13 protein-coding genes are annotated in these 19281 nt (G+C 49.9%); 8 read left to right on the top strand and 5 right to left on the bottom strand.

The genetic code is table 11. From position 1 onward, the window contains the following. Positions 1–31 precede the first annotated feature (31 nt). The 3 genes from CF168_RS07155 to CF168_RS07145 form a co-directional block, all read right to left on the bottom strand. Positions 32–1045: an HlyD family secretion protein gene (locus CF168_RS07155; protein ID WP_086902419.1), complete on the bottom strand. Its 1014-nt coding sequence runs from the start codon at positions 1043–1045 to the stop codon at positions 32–34. Next, entirely contained in the window at positions 1042–1743 is a 702-nt protein-coding gene (locus CF168_RS07150; protein WP_086902418.1) for a TetR/AcrR family transcriptional regulator, read from the bottom strand. The genes CF168_RS07155 and CF168_RS07150 overlap by 4 nt, the downstream gene beginning before the upstream one ends. 222 nt (positions 1744–1965) lie before the next feature. Then, the gene (locus CF168_RS07145; protein ID WP_011623329.1) at positions 1966–2313 is read right to left on the bottom strand and encodes a hypothetical protein; all 348 of its coding nucleotides are present in this window, start codon (positions 2311–2313) and stop codon (positions 1966–1968) included. Positions 2314–2812: 499 nt separating this feature from the next. Here CF168_RS07145 and CF168_RS07140 point away from each other — a divergent pair, with 499 nt between their 5' ends. From CF168_RS07140 to CF168_RS07105, 8 genes are all read left to right on the top strand, one after another. Further along, complete coding sequence (locus CF168_RS07140) at positions 2813–3670, top strand: hypothetical protein (RefSeq protein ID WP_011623330.1); 858 nt, start codon at positions 2813–2815, stop codon at positions 3668–3670. Between the two features lie 10 nt (positions 3671–3680). Next, positions 3681–5009, top strand: coding sequence for a DUF4785 domain-containing protein (locus tag CF168_RS07135; protein WP_089067449.1), 1329 nt, complete (start codon positions 3681–3683; stop codon positions 5007–5009). 405 nt (positions 5010–5414) lie between these two features. Next, positions 5415–8606: a winged helix-turn-helix domain-containing protein gene (locus CF168_RS07130; RefSeq protein WP_089067448.1), complete on the top strand. Its 3192-nt coding sequence runs from the start codon at positions 5415–5417 to the stop codon at positions 8604–8606. Between the two features lie 37 nt (positions 8607–8643). Beyond that, entirely contained in the window at positions 8644–9021 is a 378-nt protein-coding gene (locus tag CF168_RS07125) for a DP-EP family protein (protein ID WP_089067447.1), read from the top strand. A 321-nt stretch (positions 9022–9342) separates the two neighbouring features. Then, complete coding sequence (locus CF168_RS07120; protein ID WP_089067446.1) at positions 9343–10362, top strand: sensor domain-containing diguanylate cyclase; 1020 nt, start codon at positions 9343–9345, stop codon at positions 10360–10362. 60 nt (positions 10363–10422) lie between these two features. Further along, on the top strand, positions 10423–13113 hold the full coding sequence (locus CF168_RS07115) for an FAD-binding protein (RefSeq protein WP_089067445.1): 2691 nt from the start codon (positions 10423–10425) through the stop codon (positions 13111–13113). A 176-nt stretch (positions 13114–13289) separates the two neighbouring features. Beyond that, a complete protein-coding gene (locus CF168_RS07110; protein ID WP_089067444.1) occupies positions 13290–14186 on the top strand; it encodes a DMT family transporter in 897 nt (298 codons plus the stop codon). Between the two features lie 68 nt (positions 14187–14254). Next, positions 14255–14785, top strand: coding sequence for a lipocalin family protein (locus CF168_RS07105; protein WP_089067443.1), 531 nt, complete (start codon positions 14255–14257; stop codon positions 14783–14785). Positions 14786–14908: 123 nt separating this feature from the next. On the opposite strand, the gene CF168_RS07100 is transcribed toward CF168_RS07105, so the two are convergent. Continuing rightward, a complete protein-coding gene (locus CF168_RS07100) occupies positions 14909–16501 on the bottom strand; it encodes an ABC-F family ATPase (RefSeq protein WP_089067442.1) in 1593 nt (530 codons plus the stop codon). A 474-nt stretch (positions 16502–16975) separates the two neighbouring features. Further along, positions 16976–19252 (bottom strand): heavy metal translocating P-type ATPase, encoded by a 2277-nt coding sequence (locus tag CF168_RS07095; RefSeq protein WP_089067441.1) that lies wholly within the window; start codon positions 19250–19252, stop codon positions 16976–16978. Positions 19253–19281: the final 29 nt, after the last annotated feature.

Below are 19281 nucleotides of genomic sequence, written 5' to 3'. Positions count from 1 at the left end.
ACGGATATCCCTGCTGAAGCCTGTTGAGCACTCATGGCAGCAGTACCTCAAGGGCCATTCCCGTGGGTAAATCCTCTCCCTCTGGCGCAATATCGATATCGGTGAGATACATCAGTCGTGCCCTATCACGCTCATTTAACGCATAAAAAGGAGTGTAAGCCGGTTGACTGCGAATATTACGCACAGTGCCTGCAATAGGCTGGGTGCGACCATCGACAAGGATCTTCACTTGGCTCCCCGCCTTAACCCTATCGAGCCAAGTTGCAGGCAGATACACCCGCACATAGGGATGTTCAATTGCCAATAAACCAATGAGTTGACTACCTGCGGCCACCCTGTCCCCCACCCGCCAAGGTAAGGTATCCACCACTGCGGGTCTTGCCGCCACTAGGCTTAAATCCTTGAGGGCTTTTTGCTCCTGCGCCACGCCAGCCATGGCCGCCTCGACTGCGGCTCTGGCTTGTTCGAGTTGCTCGCTGCGGGTGCCGTTTTGCAGCAGTCTAAGGCTCTGCTCGGCTTCGGCCTGCTTGGCAAGGCTGGTATCACGCGCCGCGCGCGCCGCATCTAAGTCCGCTTGACTGAGCACCTTAGTCTTAAATAACTGTTGCGTACGCTCAAAATTCTGCCGCGCCTCTTTCACGCTGGCATTGGCGCCATCGAGGACGGCGCGGGCTTTATCTATGTCTTCCGAGCGAGCCCCCGTCACGGCTTCCTCTAGTTTGGCCTGCGCCTGTTTAAGCTCGGCCTGACGCTGGCCAAAGCGCGCCTGAGCGGCTGTACTATCCAGCTCGAGTAACACTTCCCCCGCCTGCACTTGCTGGCCTTCAACTACATTAATCCGCTTGATCAGCTCCCCCACGGGCGCGGTGAGGGTTAACCTGTCGCGTTCGACAGTGCCCAGCACGCGGGGCGATTCATCGCCGCAGGCCGTCAATTGCAGCAACAACGCCGCGCCCAATAAACTCGCCACCAGCTTGCCCCATCCTCGGGGAGAAGGTTGCCGCGCCTTAACCGACCTAACTGTTAACCTATTGGTTAAAATCATAATTCACTCCTAGGTTCACGCATCACCCCCTGCGTAAATACCTGCATATTGTGTAGCGCTAACCGTTGTAAATCCGTGCCACTGGTACTAAATAGGCCAAACTGACGCATCAATACCGGAGGCGCGATCAGCGGAAACACCATCAAACTGACAAAACTGAGGCGCACAAAATTCGGATCTAGCCCCTCCTTGAGAATGCCAGCGCTAACAAATGAGGCTTCGAGCCATTGGCGCGAGAGGGACAGCATTTGCTCAAACACAGACAGCATGATCCGATAGGCTTCAGTGCCATCGCTCTCCTGCAGCACACGGACAATCAATCGCGGTAATCCGGGGTTGGGCGCCATCACCCGATAATAGGTTTGCATTAAATCGCCCACATTATTAGGCGCTTGCGCCGTGGACACTTCTCGTAAACGGGTAATCACAGGCTCGAGGGTTTCGCGCACCATCAGCTCAAACAGCCCTGCCTTAGAACCAAAGTAATAACGGATAAGCGCCGCATCCACCTCGGCCACTCGGGCAATTTCACGGGTCGACACTGTGGGATAACTGCGTTCACTAAAGAGGCTGACGGCGGCGGTGATCAGCCGTTGGCGTGCATCTGAGTTGCCCTTAGGGCGGCCTGCCGCCTGGGAGGTGTCGGCATGAGTAGCAAATGGCACCACCCCACGGGGGCGGCTGGGAATAAGCGACATAACCAGCTCCAGCAGAATTCATCTATTGATGAATATACTGAAAAGCTGCTGGAAAAGGCAGCAGTTAAATTCCTCATTTTGATTCAAATTGAGGAATTTAACCTAAAAGGCTTAAGGTAGAGCTTTCAGCCGCTTAAGCCACTTTTACCTCTCACTTAACGGCTTAAACGCAGGAGTTGAGCTTAAGGCTCAGGGTTCAAGGCTGAGATTTTAGGCTACAGCTTACGCCCCTTTAACGATGGCGCTTAAACGTGCGATAAATTGCTGCACAGCTTCAAGGGTATCGAAACTGAACGCCAATCCGTAGTGGGTTTCGTTAAGGCTCTTATGTAACCTCTTGGGGAATCGCGTCATTTCCGCATTGTGGTAATAGTCATACTTGGCATGTACGCCCGCTAAGGTGGCTAGTTCGCTTGAAAACACCTCAAAGGCTGGGCGAATAATCAGCTGCGCGGTTTTGCCCTCCATATGCAGATAAAATGCTTCCTTGGTTTCCGGCAACATGTATTCGGTAATGCTCTTCACCGAAAAATTGCTGCGACAATTCAGCTCGGTTAAACAGCGGCTCATTTCCTGTTGTGTAATAGCCAAAAGTGCCTCCTGAAAGTGTAAACATCTTGATATACAGAACAATAAACTGATTAGCCTATCAGTGTTAATAAAAATAATTTCCCACAGCTTTAGGCAAATTTAAACAGCTTAACACGCCATGCGTTTTATTAGCGTTTACTGATCAAGTAATTAGCGTGTCCATCCACCCTATTAAAACACAGTCAAAAGATTGTCGCTATGTCATTAAATTGTATGGTGAATTTTTGCTTGCCAGCAGAAAATGTTGCGACTAGGTTAATAACCCAGAGTGGACGTCGGGCCAGTTTAACCCCCGATGCTAAAGCCTAGTAATGATGTGTTTTAGGCTTCCATTCCCAAGGTTTCGCCGTATTGATTAAAACCTGACAAACGCTTGCCATGCCGAACGCTGCGACTTAACGCCATTCACCCGACACTCAATGGCCGTTAGCAATGGACTGCAAGGCCGTGCTCAATCACTAAGAGATGAGAAACACCCATGAAGATAAAAAACACCTTAATGCTCTTGGGTCTGTTAGCTGTCAGCCCCGCGGTATTTGCTGCAACGGGTATCGCCTTTGTCCACGGAACGGGGCACCAAACCAATGCGTTAGCCGACTATTGGACATCGGAGTTTGTTAACTCGGTGCGCCAAGGGATCCCCGTTCCCAATAATTACACTGTCATCAACTGTGACTTCGACCAATATATGTGGGAAGAAACGGCCGCTGGCTGCCTTGCCACTCAGCTCAATAGCTTTATTCAAGCGAAGAATATTGATGATTTAATCCTGCTCACCCACTCCAATGGCGGCAATGTGGTGCGCTGGATTTTATCCAACCCCACCTGGGACAGCCGTTATCCTGCGGTGATCAAAGCCACTTCCAGAGTCATCGCCCTCGCCCCCTCGAGTGGCGGCACGCCGCTGGCCGATGCGGTCAATCAAGGCAATGTGTTCGAAACCAGCCTAGGTTGGCTCTTAGGTTATGGCAGCAATGCGGTCAAACAACAGCAAGTCGGCTGGATGGCAAACTACAACAACACTTGGCTCTATGGCACCTCGGGTCGGCCGAGTTTAGGTAAACCCTTCGAGGTGGTTGTCGGCTCGGATGTGGATTCCGCCATTTGGGACAGCGACAGCTACTGCGCTGGCTATCAATATCAGGTCGCCCTCGAAACCACCCAAAACTGGCTCGATAGCTGCTCCGACGGCTTCTTAAATTGCAGCTCGCAAAAAGCCGCAGGCACAGTCTGGTTTACCGATAAACAAAAGACCCGAGGCCAAGAACCGTTAAGCCATCAGCAGAGTCGCCGTGCCTGCTTTAACTTAGACACGCTGATCCGCAACCATATTTAAGGAGCCTAACATGCAACCTTTTACACTCCGCACCTTAAGCAAAATGGTCAGCCTCGTTATCTTAGGTGGCCTGCTCGGTGCCTGTCAGGATGAGGCGCCCGCGCCAGAGCCACAAAAAGAAGCCAGCCCAATGTATGCCAAGGGCTTAACCTTAGCCGCGCCGACGCAGAGCGATCTTGTCGATACCAATATCGCCTCGCCAACCCTCGCGCCGATTAATACCAGTACCGATTACGTCAGCTTTATCACCCCGTTCTACGGCGAATACCAAGCCAGTCAGCCCGTGCTTGAGCAGGCAAGCCAGAGTGATGAGTATTGGCTCAATGTCACCGGCGCCGAGCTAAATGCTGGTGTGCAGCTCAATTTGAGCCAAGCGGGCAGCTTAGTGCGGATTGCGCCACGCGGCGATGTCAGCACAGGCGCCTTAATGCATGCCGATGCCGTTGCCCCCGAGCGGGTGCAAATTCAGCGGATAGGCCAAACGCCGCAGGGGAAAAACGCCAGCCCACAAGCAACGGAATCTTTAGTTAAATCGCTGGTGAGCGCCGACGCCTTAGCGAGCGTAGGCTTAGCCGATGACTCCAGCGCCCTGCAAATGTCTGAAAAGGCCACGGCCGGAGAATATCGCCTGCAAGTCAGCCAGCCCTTAGTCGCTAAGGCCAACTATCTGGTCAACGTGAAGGAAAAAGGCTCGCCCTATCAACTGAGTATCAAGGCGCCGAGCGCGATTGCGGCCGATGCCCAAACGGTTGGGGTAAAACTCGCCTTAAGCCAAAGCGATAATCAATTTGCGCCTCAGGCCAAACTCAAGCAAGCCGATGGCACAGAGCAAGCGCTGGCCATGGTGAAACAGGGGGATGAATGGCAGGCTTTAGTGCCCGCCGACTTACCGCTTGCCAGCAGCAATGCGGGGCTGAGTGAAATCGAAGTCACAGTCCAGACTCTGGTCGATGGCCGCCCAGTACAGCGCACGGTGAAAACCGCGTTTAAGTCCTATGTGAACTCGGCCAGCATCAAACCCGAAGTGCTAACCGTTTGGGATAAAGGCGTGCCGAATCAAGCCAACTTTGAGCTCGATATCGCCGAAGCGGGACGCTTTGGGTTGAGTGGCGTGCTAACGGGCACCAATGCCGAGGGCGAAAAGGTCGCGATTATGCGCACTCAAGCGGCGACTTGGTTAACGCCCGAATCCCCCAAACTCAAGCTGATGTTTGACCCAACGCTCATCCAAGCATCGGGCCTGCAACCGCCCTTTGAACTCAACGAGCTAGAGCTGCAAGACCAAGGGCAAATGGCGCGGTTAAGTTTTCAGGCCAATGCACTGGTGCTTACTCGCTAACTACTAATGCTTATCCACTAACGTCACACCCAACCCTTCCCATTTCTCCCTTCGCAACCGCTTTGAGTGCCCACCTTGGGCACTCTTTTTTTTGAGCACTGTCGCGAACCAGCCACAAGCCCAAAAACTTAATAACAAAGGTTGCCGCGCTATAGCTCAAACTCACAATTCTGTGATAAACAGAGTGCCAAGCTACGCAATATCGTCACAATGACGATATAAAATTTACATTGATTACCTAGGGTTATTCCTTTTAAATAACAAAGGGTCTAGGCATAATGTCAATGTTTTGACGTCATGCGAAATGATGACACTCAATGTACAAAACGCGCTAACAATAAAAATAACAGCGACTCGCGGCTCCCTATTTCCCGCCTGAGTCGATGCTCAAGCAATGGAAATCCTATGAGTGACAGCACATTTTTTTTGGGTGAATGGCAAGTTAATCCCAGCGCCAACAGCCTGCTTCTGGGTAAACAAGTTAAACAGCTTGAGCCTAAGGCGATGGATGTGTTGTTATTTCTCTGCCAAAACGCCGGTGAAGTGGTCAGCAGCGACGAAATTGTTAGCCATTGCTGGCCGGGAGTCGACACAGGCGATAATCCACTGCACAAAATTATCAACCAGTTACGTCGCGCACTTGGCGATAGCGCCACCGAATCCCGTTACATTGAGACCATTCGCAAACGTGGCTATCGCACCTTAGCCGAGGTGCGCTTTCCCGTCGGCCACGAGGCCAGCGCCACGCCACAGACTTGGCAAGGTGGCTCGCCGTTTCCGGGCCTGCAAGCCTACAGCGCCAACTATGCCGACGTGTTCTTCGGCCGCAGCGAACAAATTAGCACGCTGCTGAATCGCATTAGCCAACAAATCCAGTTTGGCCGCGCCTTCTGCTTAATTTTAGGCCCCAGTGGTAGCGGTAAATCCTCCTTAATTAATGCTGGTGTATTGCCTAACCTCATGGCCGCCAATGGCTTTAATGGCGTCGGCGTTGTGGCCTATAGCAGCCTCGATTTTGCCGATGTCAACAAGGGACAACTGCTCACCGATCTGGCCAGCGCCATGCTCGACTGGGAGCTAAACGACACCCCAGTCTTTGAGGGAATGAGCGCCGATACGCTTGCCACCAAGCTTGAGCAAGATCCACAGAGCATTGTCGATATATGCAAACAAAGTCTTAAAAATCAGACCTATGCTACGCCACGCTTTGCCTTATTTATCGACCGATTAGAAGTGCTATTATCATCGCCGCTGTTTAGCGATGCCGAGCGCAGCGCCTTTATCGAGCTATTAGAGCGCCTTGCCACTTCCCATGCGGTGTTGATTTTAAGTGCCTGTCGCAATGACTTTTATCCGTTGCTGGTCAATTACCCCAGCCTGATGGCGGGCAAAGCGCGCGGCGCCCATTTCGACTTAGCACCGCCCACTCGCACCGAGCTGCTGCAGATGATCCGCCTGCCAGCCGTTGCCGCCAATTTAACTTGGGAAATCGATAGCGACACCGCCATGCCGCTCGATGAAATGCTCTGTAGCGATGCCGCCAGCAACCCTGATGCGCTGCCTATGTTGCAATACACCTTGCAGGCGCTGTATTTACAACGCAGCGACGATGACAAGCTATTAGTCTCTGTGTATCGCACCTTGGGCGGCATCGAAGGCGCTATCGGTAAAAATGCCGAGCAGGCCATCTCCCATTTAACCGAGGCCGAAAAAGCCAGTCTGCCGCGGATTTTGTCCCTGTTAGTCACCCTGCGTGAGGATGAAAAATCCATCACCAGCCGCACCGCCCGCTGGTCGCAGTTGCAAAGCGCGGCCGAAACCGCCCTAGTGCAAGCCATGGTCGATAGCCGCTTATTTGTGTCCCATCTGCAAAATGGTGAACCCTGTTTTAGCATCGCCCACGAAGCCCTGCTGCGTCGCTGGCCAAGGGCGACGGCGTGGATCAGCGAACATAACGACAGCCTTAGCATTAAGAGCCGGCTACAGCATTTATCCCAGCGCTGGCTCAGCGAGGCTAAACACAGCGCCTACTTATTGGCCGAGGGTAAACCCTTAAAAGAAGCCCAAAGCCTTAGGCAAAACCCCTTGTTTGACTTAGACGAGCGGGAAACCGACTTTATTGCCGCCTCCAGTAAACGTGCCACTATGCTGCGCTGGACGAGGCGCATCACAGTCGCCCTGCTGTGCGTACTCACCTTAACCTCAGTCACTATGAGCGTTCGCAGTATCGAAGCCGAAAAGCTGGCCCAGCAAAAACGCCTCGCCGCCGAAGATCTGCTCGGGTTTATGGTGGGTGACTTCGCCGATAAGATGCGCGGCATCGGCCGGATGGACTTACTCGACGGGATCAGCAATAAGGCATTGGAATATTTCACGGATTTCTCCAGCCAAGACGATGAGAAGTACTTAAGCTTCGACGCCCGCTTCCAGCATGGGCAAACCTTAGAGGCCATGGGCGAAGTGGCCTATTCACGCAATAAAATCGATGAAGCCCGCAGCGCCCTACTCGCCGCGCAGGAAAAAATGCTGCCGCTGCTCGAATTGCAGCCAGACAACTTAGCCCTGCTAAAAACCTTAGGCGCCAATGCCTTTTGGTTGGGTCAGCTTAAATATGATGTAAGTGATTGGGCGGCATCGCGCCCGTTCTTCGAGCAATACTTAGCCTATAGCCAAACCATGTATGCCCTAGCGCCCGAGGATAAAGATGCGTTGATGGAGCTATCCTATGCCCATAACACCTTAGGCTCAGTGTCGATGAAACAACAGGAGTTTGCCAAGGCACAGCAAGATTTTGATGAGTCGCTAAGACTTAAATTGCTCGCCTTGGCAAAAGCGCCAGAGGATAGCCAACTGATTGCCGATGTGGCCAATGCACGTTCTTGGTTAGCGAGTGCGGCAGTGTCTTTGGGTGATATAAGCACAGCAATATCAATCCATAAAGAACTGCAAAAAGAGTTAGAACTAGGTAATCATATAAAAAGTCCTTACTTGCTAGAAAAACTAAGCGGAAGCTACCAAACTCTCGCTGATTTGCTTAGTTATACTGAACATAAAGATGAAGCACTCAATCAAGCCAAGTTAAACCTATCAACTGTTGAAGAAATACTAAGGCAAGATCCCCAAAATGACATATGGAAAACATTGAGATATTACTCTATTTTCCAAGTAATCAGATTAAGTAACTCTACAACAGAGAAAACCCCAGAGAACAAAATCAGCGTACTAGAAGCTTCTATGCTTGCTGATACGAGTCTTAGTAAAATTCAAAAAAAATCTGAAATATGGGCTAGTTTTTACTTATCATCATCCTATTTACTGATGAATTCAGGGAACTATAAAGATGCTAAGATCTATGCAGAAAAAGCATACGAATCGTATCTAACTTTATCAAAAGATTTTTCACAAAATATGACTTTCGAACTCAACTTAGCAGAAAGTGAGTTACTAATTTCCGAGAGCAATGAATACTCTCTTGAAATAAATAATTCTTTTTGCCGTAAAGCAAATGAACGTATAAAAAAACTAATGGAATTAAGTAGAGAACCAAAGTATAAACTCTTATTTGAACGTTCTATTAATTGTATACATTTACAATAACGCTATTCTATAACAACACAATGAAAAGGAAGTAAACATGTTCGTACCACAAGGTCTTGCTCAATTTATTAAAGTCAATGTTACATTAGAAAATGGTGAACCTGTATTTATCTATACCGATGCTAGCGGTGAACAGTGCCCAGGTGATGTCACCATTACTCAAGCGGGTACTGTAACTTACCTACTTAATGACCAAACAGGTAAAGGGCTAAAATTTGTCGGTGTGGGTTTTGTGACCCCGTTTGATGAAATTGTTGATGCAGTCACCATCAGCAGCGATGGTATGTTGGTGCAACTTGTCGACCTAGATAAAACCCCAGGCAACACTAAGTTCCAATTTGTATTGAGCAATACTACCAATACTCTATTGGTATTAAGTCCTGATCCTGAAATTACCAACCGCCCACAAAACTAATCTTGGTTGGAAGGGACTGCCTAGCAGTCCCCTTTTCCCCTTCCAGTCCCCCTCTGCTTGCCACAGCCAAACACCTGAGTGTCAATTCTTCCCCCCTTTTAACCTGCAAGTTTGTGGATTATTTCGCCTTTATACGACATAAATCGCGTCGAATCGACGTGAAGATTGCCTTAAATCATTCGGAAGCTAATTTTTTATTCATTTATAAACAATGAGTTAAACCAGAAGATAAGCAGAAGGTATCTTTTCTTCCGCCAGAATAAAGTCATCCTCAGAAAAGCGCCTAGCGCAGATGATTAAAGTTCACGGAGAAAGATAACAATGACAAACTCACCGAAACTGGCTCGCCAACAACCCGCCTTATCCATTGTCGATGATGCTGCATTGCCCGCAACTCAACCTGCAAAGAGTGCCGAGCTACCGCTGAACTTTTTCGAGCATTCTTCCCTCGAGACCATTGAGCTCTTTATTCAACATTTAACCGAAGCCGTGATCTTAGTGAATGCCAATGGCTTTATCCGTTCGTGCAATCAGCGCAGTGCCGAGTTGCTCGATTGCCCGCAGGCGACTTTAAAGGGCCAAGACTGGCGCAATTTTTTGACCGAACATCATCAAGCACGCTATGACAATCTTCTGAGCCACGATGTGCAATTAGGCACCAACTGTGGTCACCCCGTGCAGCACCCAGCACAGGAAACCACGCTGATTTGCGCCTCTGGCAAGGCCAAAGATGTGGAGTTGTCTATCTCTTATATTCCCAGCCATGAACCTGTGTTTGTGATGGTGATGCACGATTTAACTCAGCATAAGGCGGAAAACCAAAAGCTGCGCAAGTTGGCCGCCACCGACTCCCTCACCCAACTGGCGAACCGTCGCTATTTTGATGAAATGCTGCAACAGCACTGGGAAGAATGCACCGCCAAACTGCGTCCTATCAGCGTAGTCATTATCGATGTGGATTATTTTAAGGTGTTTAATGATCAGTTCGGTCATATCCAAGGTGATGAATGCCTTAGAAAAATTGCCAAAGTGATCGCCACTATTGTGCCTATCGACATCGGCCTTGCGGCCCGTTACGGCGGCGAAGAGTTTGCGCTGATCCTGCCTAATCACAATGCAAAAATGGCGCTGACCATAGCGCAAAAAATTCAGCAAGAGATTAATAACATTCGTTTTACTGACCAAGGGCTCAGGGATTATGTCTCGGTAAGCGCCAGCCAAGGGATTGCCAGTGAAGTCAATGGCCAGTTCCGTACCTCACTCGCCATGGTGTGCGCCGCTGATACCGCGCTTTACCGCGCCAAGGCCGACGGTCGTGACCGGATAAACGCCTCACTGTAGGTCGCCACGATTGCAGCTTAAGCAATTGTCAGGGAATGAAATTAAACAAGGATGTTGCCGATGAAAACGCCGAAAACACCCCATAGCGCTTCGGATACGTTAATCAACACTGTGGCTCAAGCACAGAGCCAAGAGACAACCGCCTCGATGAATTCACTTTCCTTAACGCCATTGCCCCTCAGTCACACGCTCGATGTATTTACCTTTCAGGCGTGGGTGAAAACCCTGCAGGGCGGGACTGTATTTCAATATTGCGACCAAGCTAATTATCCCAGCTTTATCGTACAAGTTACGCCACTTGGCCATATTGAGATTCGAGTTAATAGCCAGTTATTACAGATTGACACTATATCCACCTTAGGCGGCTTAAATGATGGTTATTGGCATTTATTATCCATTACCTACCAATACCATGAATTAAGCTGTTTTATCGACGGCGATGAAATCCATTTACAGCAGCATTCAATCCCCTTAACGGATGAGGCTAAATTAAAATTTTCCACGCAAACCATGAATGCTTTTGATGGTGAGATAGTTAATATTAACTTGATTGAAACCTGTTTAACCGAAGCCGAAATTTTAGATTGTTATTTACATCCACACCAACAAGCGGCGCTGATTGACAGTAATTTATATATTTATCCTAAAAAACATACAAAGCACGAACTCCACTTAATGCCAACTCAATTGGCAAGGCAGGAAGTCATGCTCATTATTTTTAATGACACCGAATATAGTTTTAATAAGCAGAACTTAAACAGCAACCACTTTAATAAGCAGCTACCCAGTATTATTCCTGCCCATGAACGCTGCGCGTATATGATTGAATCCAGCAGTGATAACTGGCCACATTTTATTTATAAGGCGAATTATCAAGCTAAAGAGAGTGTCGATATCAAACTGAGCTTCGATATTTTAAAATCCCTCACGCCCCATCGCTCACACATTGATTTACAACTGAGCAATGAACTGGAATTTGATTGTTTTATCAGCCAGTCGACCTCGAGCCGATTAACGGCCGAGATCCGCATCAGTGAAAATGTGGTCACCCGACAAGCTAAGCATTTTATGCGCTTTATTAACGAAGTGCGCAGCCATATTGCCAGCGACCATATCATTACCGATGGCCAGTATTATGCTGAGCAGGATTTTTGGGTGAGCACGGGACAACAGATGTTGGCCTACGAAAAAGCCTGCCAACTGTTTAATCGCCGCTTGCAAAAAAAGCCTCTTGCCATCATCAAATGCCGCAGCAGCCAAGAGGTAAAGTTGGTCTACAAGACGGCGGTCGATTATCACCTTGCCATTAGCGTGCGCTCTAGCGGCCATGATCACGAAGGGGAAAGTGGCGAGACCAATAGCATAGTGATCGACTTATCCTCGATGAACAGCATAGAGCTCGATCCCATCAGTGGCATTGTCGCCATTGGGCCAGGTTGTACCATGCAGGCCTTAACCAGTTATCTGGCGCAAAAGGGCTTAATGCTGCCCCACAGCACCAGCGCCTCCCATGCCTTAGCCGGTTTTATTATGGGCGGCGGTTGGGGACCTTGGTGCCGCAAATACGGCATGTGCTGCGAAAGCTTAGTGCAGGCGGAAATCGTGTTGGGCATAGGTGAAACCCAAGTGGTCTCGGCGGCCAATAAGCCCGAACTCCTTTGGGCGCTCAAGGGCGGCGGTGGCCTAAGCTACGGTATTGTGACCCGTTTTTTTGTGCAGACCTTTGCCCTACCCCCAAGCCTGCTGAAATTTGAGCTGGAGTGGAACCCGTATCAGAAGGACAGCCAACAGCTACGAGAAACCACCCCAACCTTAAGATTATTAGAACGTTGGGAGCAGATTATTCTGGCCGATAATCTGCCTTGTTTGCTCGGAACTAACCTTAAAATTCAAGCCAAACCCGCCCTGTTGCAAGGGGTAAAACCGCCATTAAACACTGTGGTGCAGGCGCCCCAAGAGGCTAAACATAACTGCATTATGTACGGCTATTGGGAGGGCAATCCCGCAAGCCTTGCGCACTTTATTAAGGCCCAGTTTAGTGAAGTCGGTTTAAAGCCTAACCGGGTACAAATGGCGGCCATGGGCGGCTTAACCCAATCCTACGGCGATGAATTGATGGAGAGCTGGAACCGCGAAACGATTCAGGATTTACAACCCGTCTTAAACCATAGATTGGCTGAACTGCTTAATGATAAGGACATACAACTCTATAAAAATCAGCGCCAACACTCACAGGATCTACTCAGACCCGCGCCCCATAGAGTGACATCACGCTTGGCCCATGCACAGGGACTAAAACAGGGGCATATTGCACTTATCGACAGCCTCACCTCACCCCAACTGATTGAGGGCAATCGGCAATTAGGCTTGTTTACCTATGTCACCCTAAGCGCAATTGCCGGTGATTTTTATCGCACGCTTGGTGAGGTACAAAAAAGCCAGAGCGCCTTCCCCTACAAGGAGCAGGCCTACATTATTCAGTATCAAGCATGGTGGAATAGCGAACTCCAAGAGCAAGCCTTAATGCAGATGAACTCAGTGTATCCCCGAGTGAATAAGGCGCTCGACTGGATAGACACCTGCCGCGATGCCAGCATTGCCAATAGCGCTGGCGCCTTTATCAGCTTTAAGGACAATACCATTCCGACTGCACGCTACTTTGGGCAAAATTACCAAATGTTGCAGCAGGTTAAGGCCAGTTATTGCCAAGACCCCTTAAATCATTTTCGCTCGCGTAAGTCGATTGTGTAGCTGAGGATTGATGACTTGCTAGCGCAGTCAAACCATCAATCTCGGCTTGTGTCGGGCGGTCTACATCTTTATCACACCGCGCCAACACAGCGTTCGCAATAGCACTCGCCTAGGCGGCATTTTTAAGGCAAACTCAGCTCCCTTCGTCGTTGAATTATTTGCATTAAAGGTGATACATGACACCGCCACCCGCACTGGCCATAGTGCTTGCCCTGCTGGCCGCGAGCCTAATGGGCACCATTGGCGTATTCGCCCGTTTTGCCGCCCTGCCCGCAGAACATATTACCTTTTACCGCCTGCTACTCGGCGCGCTGTTTTTAATGGCCTATATGTTGTTAACGGGTAAGGGACGGCAAATTCGCCACAAACCAAGCAAGCGCACCTTGATAAATGGCGCTATGTTGGCGGGATTTATGGCTTTTTATATCGAAGCCATTGAATATACCCAAATGGCAACGGTGATCATGATTATCTATCTCGCCCCTGTGCTGGCGTCACTCTTTGCCCATTTTGTGTTTCACGAGAGGCTTAAGCGATCCAGCATCGCAAGTGTGGTGCTCGCCTTGTTAGGCTTTATGCTGATGCTGCCCGTAACCTCGAGTCAGTCACTCTACGACAATGAAATCATGGGATATTTTTATGCCCTGCTCGCATTGCTGACCTATTGCGGCTTTATCTTAATCAACCGTAAACCGAGCGCCGCTTCGCCCTATCAAAGCACCTTAGTCCAGCTCAGTGTTGGCGCCCTCTGCTTACTGCCTTTAGTGTTAACGACGCCCTTAGTGCCGAATCTGAATCAATTTGCTTGGCTGTTGGCGATTGGCTTCTTTCCGGGATTTTTAGCCATTCTGTTTGCGGTAAAAGCCCTCGCGCAGCTGCCTTCGGTCACCTATGGCACCCTCTCCTACGTCGAACCAGTAGTGGTGGTCGCACTCGCTTGGTGGTTATTTGATGAGTCGCTCACAACGCAGCAAATGCTGGGGGTGGCGCTGATTATGTTGGCGGGTATGGCACAGGGTTACTTAAGCCAGCGCCACTCGGCCAGCAAAACCTTGAAGGATTGCCCGACTTAAGCGTACAGTTAAACGCACAATTAACCATATGACTAATAATGGACACTCGGGTTTAACAGGAGTCTTAAGTGAAAAAACTACTCTTACTTATCAGTGTATTAGTGTTATCGGGTTGTTTGGGCATGCCACGCAATGTCGAGCCAGTTAAGGATTTTCAGCTAGAGCGTTACTTAGGCAAATGGTATGAAATTGCGAGGCTAGACCATTCCTTCGAGCGCGGATTAACCCAAGTCACCGCCGAATACAGCCTTAAAGCCGATGGTGGGGTGAAGGTCATTAATCGGGGTTATTCTGCCGATACCCAGCAATGGAAAGAGGCCGAGGGTAAGGCCTATTTTGTCAACGGCGATGGCGAAGCCTACTTAAAGGTCTCCTTCTTCGGGCCATTTTATGGCTCCTATGTGGTCTTTGGGCTCGACCAGCAAGATTACCAATACGCCTTTATCTCTGGGCCGGATACGGATTATTTATGGCTATTGGCAAGAACCCCGACCGTATCCCCAGAGGTGATGAAGCAATTTGTCGAGATGGCAAGCGCCCGCGGCTTTGATACCAACAGCTTGATTTATGTAGAGCAAAAAGCCGAAGTTAAGCCATAACCGCTCATCCAAGCGAAAACACTCAAGGCCAATACTCAAGCTAAAAGTCAGCAACAAAAACGCCGCTAATAAGCGGCGTTTTTATCTAAACACTTAAGGCGAGTTAATCATTAAAGCCAGTGATTAGCCTTCGATGCCCTTGCTCGCAAGGAACTCATCGTAGGTGCCCTTGAAGTCATTCACACCGTTCGGAGTGATTTCAAGGATACGGTTGGCCAGTGACGATACGAATGCGCGGTCATGACTCACAAACAGTAAGGTACCTTCATATTTCTCTAGGGCGTTGTTTAATGATTCGATCGATTCCATATCCATGTGGTTGGTTGGTTCGTCGAGCATCAGGATATTTGGTTTTTGCATGATGAGCTTACCAAATAACATACGACCCTTTTCACCACCCGACAGCACTTTGACTGACTTTTTGATGTCGTCGGCGCTAAACAGCATACGGCCTAAAATACCGCGTACCGCTTGGTCGTCGTCCTCTGGTTTACGCCATTGGCTCATCCACTCAAACAGGGTCATGTCGTTTTCGAAATCTGACTCATGGTCCTGCGCGTAGTAACCGATGTTGCTGTTTTCAGACCATTGGATCAGACCTTCATCCTGAGGAATATCATGGATTAAGGTACGCAGTAAGGTCGTTTTACCCACACCGTTCTCACCGAGGATGGCGATACGCTCACCCACTTCAACGATAAGGTTTAAGTCTTTAAACAGCGGCGTGTCGTAACCTTTGGCTAAGTTTTCAACCACTAATGCGTTACGGAACAGTTTCTTTTCCTGATCGAAACGAATGAATGGGTTAACGCGGCTAGAAGCTTTAACTTCTTCCAGCTTGATCTTATCGATTTGACGCGCGCGCGAAGTTGCTTGTTTTGCCTTAGAAGCGTTTGCAGAGAAGCGCGCCACGAAGGTTTGCAGCTCAGAGATTTGCGCTTTCTTCTTGGCGTTGTCGGCCAGCAGACGCTCACGGGCCTGAGAGGCCGCTTGCATGTATTCGTCGTAGTTACCAGGGTAAACGCGCAGTTCACCGTAGTCTAAGTCTGCCATATGAGTACAGACTGAGTTTAAGAAGTAACGGTCGTGCGAAATGATGATCATGGTGCTATCGCGTTGGTTCAGTACGTCCTGTAACCAGCGGATGGTGTCGATGTCCAAGTTGTTGGTGGGTTCGTCGAGCAGCAGTACGTCTGGGTCAGAGAACAGCGCCTGCGCCAATAACACCCGCAGTTTTAAACCTGGCGCGATTTCAGACATCAGACCGAAATGGCTTTCGATACCAATACCGACACCGAGCAACAGCTCACCGGCGCGAGATTCGGCGGTGTAACCGTCCATTTCGGCAAATTCCATCTCAAGGTTTGCCACGGCAATGCCGTCTTCTTCGCTCATTTCTGGCAGAGAATAAATACGGTCACGCTCTTGCTTCACCTTCCACAGTTCACGGTGGCCCATGATCACTGTATCGATGAGGGTGAATTCCTCATAACCGAATTGGTTCTGGCTTAACTTACCCAGACGCTCGTTGACGTCTAAGGATACGTTACCGCTGCTCGGCTCTAGATCACCGCAAAGGATCTTCATGAAGGTTGATTTACCGCAGCCGTTCGCACCGATAAGACCGTAACGGTTACCGCCGCCGAATTTAACTGAGATGTTTTCAAACAGTGGCTTAGAGCCAAACTGCATGGTGATATTCGCTGTAGTGATCAAAATGAACTTCCAAATCGAGTTAGGTTGGCCGGACGTCTGGCAAGGCAACTAAGTATAACCCTATTTGCAAAAGCCAAGCTGTCTAACCTGAGGGGGTAAAAATAAACGAGGCACTATAGCAGTTTGGGCTAAATTATCAACTAAAAAGGCCTACTTAGCCGCGAATCGTCAAGCAAAATAACGGGCTATAACGCTTATTTTAGTGCTGGTATTAACCTAAGCTAACGGCTTATTTCAGCAACATTTTTACCGGATGATTCAAGCTAATGGAATGGGATGACAGCAGGATGAATCGGCAAAGTGATTAGCGAGTCGAATGTAAGGTTTGTGCTTGAGTTTGGGCAGGCATTTAGGCTGAGGCGGATATTTATGTTCAAACAATACAGCCCGCAAAATGCGGGCTGGATTGGGAGTGCTTACTCACTGTCTTAAGATTTGCGAGGCAAAGTGTTATCGCTCATGCGAGCGCAAGCGTTATAACTGTTGCTGTCTTAACCGGTTCGCATTGGTGACCACAGTTAAGGAAGACAGTGCCATCGCAGCCCCGGCAATCACAGGGCTTAACAGCATACCCGTGAGCGGATACAAGACGCCCGCCGCCACAGGAATACCTAAACTGTTGTAGATAAAGGCCCCAAACAGGTTCTGTTTAATATTGCGAATGGTCGCGCGGGAAAGTGCCAATAAGTTAGCAATCACTATCAGCTGCTGGGACAGCAGAGTCATATCCGCGCTTTCGATCGCCACCTCAGTGCCCGATCCCATGGCAATACCCACATCGGCGCTCATCAGGGCTGGCGCATCGTTGATACCGTCCCCCACCATGGCAACCACATGGCCTTGCTGTTGTAAGGCTTTAATATGCTGCTGCTTTTGCTCGGGTAACACGCCCGCAATCACTTCTTCGATGCCCACTTGAGCTGCTACAGCCTGCGCCGTTTGCGGATTATCTCCGGTCAGCAGCACCACGCGAATCCCCTGTGAACGGATGGCGCTTATTGCGTCTTTAGCATCGGCCTTGATCGGATCGGCAATCGCGATAGTGGCCACTAACTTGCCCGCCTTGGCGACATAAATCGCCGTCTTGCCCTGTTTGGCAAATTGCGCGGCGGCTTCTACCGCAAAGCCTGAGTTGCTGCCTGTCACGCCCTCAGTTGACTGCACATTAAATGCCGCCATTAAGGCTTGATTGCCCACTAAAAAGTCGGCGCCATCGACTCGCCCTTCGATGCCCTTACCTTGATGATTGGTAAAAATCTCGGTCACAGGCAATGGAATCGAGGCTTGCTTAACATGGCTGACAATTGCGCTGGCCAGCGGATGCTCCGAATGCTGCTCAAGACTGGCGATAGCGCCAAGGAGTGCGCGCTTGTCTTCATCACTGAGTGCTTGGTCATTAGGAGCTTGGTCATTACCTTCAATCCAATGGATATCAGTTACTTGGGGTTTACCCTGAGTCACTGTGCCGGTTTTATCCAGCACCACGCAATCGACCTTGCTGGCGCTTTGCAGTGCCTCACCATTTTTAACTAAGACGCCCATTTGAGCGGCGCGGCCAACGGACACCATGATAGACATAGGCGTCGCTAAGCCTAAGGCGCAGGGACAGGCGATGATCAGCACGCTAGTGAGCACCACAAGCGCATGACTGAGCGCGGGTTCTGGCCCTACAAAATACCAAATCGCCGCCGCGAGTAAGGCGATGACCACGACCGTTGGCACAAACACCGCCGAAATTTTATCGGCCAGACGACCAATCGGCATCTTAGAGGTTTGCGCCTCCTGCACCAGTGCGATGATTTTGGCAAGGCGTGTATCCTGCTGCCCAGCGGTCACCCGATAGACTAAACTGCCGTTACCATTGACTGTCCCCGCACTGAGATTATCGCCAACATGCTTAGGTACGGGAATCGGTTCACCCGTCAGCATGGCCTCATCGAGTAATGACTGGCCGGACTCCACCACGCCATCGAGTGCGACCCTGTCGCCGGGGCGAAGTCTGAGTTTATCCCCCAATTTAAGCTTATCGATTTCCACCTCTTCATCGCCACTGTCGCCAATACGAATCGCGGTAGAAGATTGCAGGCCGAGTAAGCGCTGCACCGCTTCGCTGGTCTTGCCCCGAGCTTTCAGCTCGAGAGCGTGACCTAAGTTAATCAAGCCTAAAATCATCACGCTCGCCTCGAAGTACACGTGGCGAGTGTCCATTGGGAACGCACTCGGGATAAGCACCACCAGCATGGAATAGAGCCATGCCGTACTGGTGCCTAACACGATTAAGGTATCCATATTGGTGGTTTTGGCTTTAAGCGCACGCCACATTCCCTGATAGAAATGGCGCCCGGTACCGACTAAAAGTGCCAGGGTAACTAAGCCCATGATGCCCCAGCCAAGCTGCATGCTAGGGCTATTAATCATCATTTCGCCGCCCAGTAATCCCCATAACATCATAGGGATACCAACAGCGAGCGCGGCGATGGCCTGACGCATCCGCAGGCGATACTCCGCCGCATCTTCGACCCGTTTTTCCTCAGCGGCCGCCTTTGCGTCCACAATCAACTGGGCGGGATAACCCGCCTTATCCATCACTGCCAGCGCCGCGTCGCTGCTCATCTTGCCATCCACAGTCACTTGCTTATCGGCGAGATTGATACGGGCACTCACATTCGGCTCGGCCGCAAAGGCCTTTTCAATTTTGGCCACACAGCCTGCACAATTCATGGTGGCGACATAGAGTTTTATCTGCGACATGGAAGATCCCTCACTTGAACTTAACCGCT

The organism is Shewanella bicestrii, from assembly GCF_002216875.1.
Classification (GTDB): domain Bacteria; phylum Pseudomonadota; class Gammaproteobacteria; order Enterobacterales; family Shewanellaceae; genus Shewanella; species Shewanella seohaensis.
This window is presented reverse-complemented; position numbering and strand designations above follow the sequence as displayed.